General features: G+C 61.9%; 5 protein-coding genes. All 5 read left to right on the top strand.

Features of this window, described 5'->3' with window-relative positions:
* The coding region (gene cysC / locus AC1DT2_RS18255) for an adenylyl-sulfate kinase (protein WP_477297896.1) at window positions 1-433 on the top strand (433 nt) is incomplete at its 5' end.
* 449 nt (window positions 434-882) lie between these two features.
* Window positions 883-1,740 carry a pesticin C-terminus-like muramidase gene (locus AC1DT2_RS18250; protein WP_477297895.1) on the top strand — a complete coding sequence of 286 codons (858 nt, stop codon included), beginning with the start codon at window positions 883-885 and terminating at the stop codon, window positions 1,738-1,740.
* Window positions 1,741-1,778: 38 nt separating this feature from the next.
* On the top strand, window positions 1,779-2,426 hold the full coding sequence (locus tag AC1DT2_RS18245; RefSeq protein ID WP_477297893.1) for a hypothetical protein: 648 nt from the start codon (window positions 1,779-1,781) through the stop codon (window positions 2,424-2,426).
* Window positions 2,423-3,280, top strand: a complete 858-nt coding sequence (locus tag AC1DT2_RS18240) for a Stf0 family sulfotransferase (RefSeq protein WP_477297892.1) — start codon at window positions 2,423-2,425, stop codon at window positions 3,278-3,280. The genes AC1DT2_RS18245 and AC1DT2_RS18240 overlap by 4 nt, the downstream gene beginning before the upstream one ends.
* Before the next feature lie 28 nt (window positions 3,281-3,308).
* A partial coding sequence (locus AC1DT2_RS18235) for a hypothetical protein (RefSeq protein WP_477297890.1) occupies window positions 3,309-3,534 on the top strand: 226 nt, incomplete at its 3' end.

Raw genomic sequence — 3,534 nt, 5'->3', positions numbered from 1 at the left:
GAGCATGCTCGACGGGGACGAGGTGCGAAGAACATTATCTGCCGGACTCGGTTTTTCCCGCGCCGACCGCTCGGCCAACGTCCAGCGGATTGCCTACGTTGCTGGCGAGGTTGTTCGGCATGGCGGCGTCGCCATCTGTGCACCCATTGCCCCCTATGCGGACGACCGCGCCCGCGCACGGGAGATGGTTGAGGCGTTTGGCGACTTCATCGAAGTGCACGTCAACACCAGCCTGGCTGTTTGCGAAGGGCGCGACACCAAGGGGTTGTATGCACAGGCCCGCTCCGGAGCGCTGAAAAACTTCACCGGCATCAGTGACCCATATGAAATTCCGGCAAATCCCGAGCTCACTTTGGACGGCTCGAGGGGAACACCAGTGGAACTTGCGGCGCAGATAATTGCGGAATTGAAGCGGCGCTCGCTCATCGACTGAGGCGTGTCATGGCGTCTGATGTCGCAAGTATTTTCGGTTCGAAATTCTTGCCTTGAACGTGCCCCATCTTTGCCGCACGCATGTCGGAATGACACCGCAAGCTATGACTTGCGCGTCACAAATCGGACCCAATTGCGCTGCTATGTTTATGCCTCGGTGCTCCCGGATGGGAGCTCGATGCGGCAAGGAAGCCACCGTGCTTTCTCCCGTGTCGGACATGGTTGATGCACGCCGGGTTGGTGCCGGCATCCACGGAGGATCCAATGGAAGTTAGACGTCTATCTGTTGCCATTGCGTACGTGTTGTCCGGTTACCAGGCTGCAGCCATTGCAGCGCCCACACCCCTCGGTGTTCCTGCCGATTCGGCTTTCCCTGATTCTTCGTCGGGGAACAGCAATGGCGCGCAAGGGTCATCCACCAGCCGCTCCGCCACCCGTTCTGCAACTGCGATGCGGCCGCTGACGGTCAAGGAAATCGAGCTCGTCATGGGCACGAACTACACCACAACCCCGCTGACAGGGACCACGGTCACCGCGACGACCGGACCGGGTACCGGCCCCATCAGCGGGACGGGCGGCGGTGGCGACCCGGGTGGCGGTACGCCTCCGGGTGGAACCGGTGGCGACCCCGGCGGTGGCGGGGGTGGGGGCACTTCCACGCCGCCGGACACCACGCACTGCTACACCCCTCTGGCGGCAGACAACCGGGTCAGTTCGAGTTACATCGATGCCAACGAGGGTGGCGTGCTCACCACGGGTTACACCCTCAACGCCACGCAGTTCCCCAATTCCGGCGTCACCATTGGTGCCGGCGTCGACCTTGGCTCACAATCGGCTGCGGGTCTTCAGGCAATGGGGGTGTCGCAAAGCATTATCACGACCCTCACCCCGTTCTTTGGCCTCAAGGGTCAGGCCGCAGCAGATGCCGTCACCGCACACGGTGCCCCGGTGCTCTCGGCGGCCGACGCACAGACACTGTCGGACGCCCTGCAAAATTCCACCCGCGCTACCGTCGCTGCCAGTTACAACGCGGCATCGAGTGGCGAGCAGTTTGACCAGTTGCCGGCGGAAGCCCAGACCGTGATTGTGGACGTGGCTTATCCCAACGGACCGAACCTTGCGAGCTCTGCGCCAACGTTCTGGGGGGACGTAACCAGCGGCAACTGGAGTGCGGCCGTCAGTGAGCTGCAAAACTGGTACGGCCCAAATAGTACCAACGCGCGATATACCGGCGATGCCACCTCGTTGCAGACGGATGTGACGTCCAGCGCACTACCGCAAGACGACACCAACGGACAGTGTCCCTGAACGGTTGATTGCAACAGACCAACCATGGAGAAAAAGCGATGCTGAGCCTGAAGATTTATTCCCCACTTACTGCTGGTGCCATTCTCTTGGCCGTCGGCCTGTCCCCTGCTTATGCACAGAAATCCGCTGCGACCACCACCCCGTCGAACATCGGCTGGAGCAGCTCGGACACCCGCGCTCAGTTGATGAGTAAGGCGTCGACGTACTTTTCGACGACGCAAGGTGACTTCGTCAACAAGAACGCGATGATGGCCGCCGCCCCTCCTGCGCCCGCTTCACGCGTGGTGATGGAAGCAAAGGCAAACAATCTCTCGGAGCAGTTCAATTACGTTCTCGGYGGCATCCCGGACCCCGAAGTGACCCTCGCCGGTGGACAGAAACTCTTCGGCGCCTGTGAGCCGCACAACTGCGTCGGCAACAAGGCGTTCGTGGTCACGGATGCATCGGTTGGCACTGTGCAGGCCGCTGGCTTCCTTGGTCCCAAATGCGGCGCGTCCCGAAAGGCTGACCCCGGTCAGCAGCTGGCGCCTGGCTGTGACGCCATCCCCACGCTGACAATCTTTTACACCGACAAGCAGGCCAGAAAGCCTGGCCTGTCGCTTGACATTATCAAGTGGGCAAGACAGAAGGTCATCGCAGACGGCCGGTTCAAGTCTGTGAAAATCGAGGAAAGGTTCGTCCGTTGAGCGCGCAAAACCAACGGGTGYCGCCGGACCGGCTCATCGGCGGCCGCCCTCACCAGGCGAGCCAGTATTACGACGCCGGTCTGGACTTCAACTGCTTCGGCGAAGACCCGACCATCCGGTACATGCTCGCCACGGTGCCGCGCTCGGGCAGCACGTACTGCGCCATCCGGTTCTGGCAATCAGGCCTGCTCGGCGCGCCCATGGAGTATCTCAACTTCAGGGTCGTCGGCAATCTGCTCCGGCGGCTCGGGTACAGCGTCGAGATGGAGGCCATGTCGCTGGTCAATTACTGGCAGGACGTCGAGCGCCTCAGGACGTCGGCGAACGGCGTCTATGGGTTCAAGATGTTCATCGCCAACTACATCGAGATTGCCAAACGGGCACCGGACTTCCTCGCGGAAATCCGGCCTGACCACGTCGTTTATCTCACCCGGCGGGATGACATCGGGCAGGCCATGTCCTATTCCCGTGCCCAGCGGTCAAAGGCCTGGTTCGCCGGTGTGCCCGGGACGCCCGAGGTCGGGTACGACTTTACCCACATCAGGATGTGCCTGCGCTCCATCAACCACCAGAAGAACGCTTGGGAGAAAACCTTCGACCTGACGGGCACCACGCCCATCCGCATCACCTACGAGGACCTGCTCGAACGTGGGGATGCGTGCATCCAGGACGTGCAATCAGCAATGGGCATTGCGCCTGAGTCCCGGTCACCCATCGACATCCCGATGATTGAGCGCCAGACCGACGGTGTGAGCCTGGAGTGGCGGGAGCGCTTCATGGAAGACAGCTTGCGGGAGCAACAACGTCTGGAGGACGAGCGGGCAAAAGAGCAAGAGCCATCGGTCGAGACCTGAGCGACAACCGGTGCTCACGCCTGCACGCATGATGACCTTGCCGGATGAAGCGGCGTTGTCCCCGGGGACCCGCCTGCTTGCCGGCAGGCTGGCGGTCTTGTTCTCGAATGCGCCACCCGGCGCGATGACACCGGTTGTGGCCTGGCTCGATTCGGGGCCTGTTGCTCGACACGACACGGGTGTTTTCCAGGCCGACGAACTCGCTCATGAGCTCTCGGCCTGGATGGCGCCGCATGTGTCAGAAGCTGGAGGGG

The sequence above is a fragment of the Luteibacter sp. P4_E6 genome, from assembly GCF_056401535.1.
This window is presented reverse-complemented; position numbering and strand designations above follow the sequence as displayed.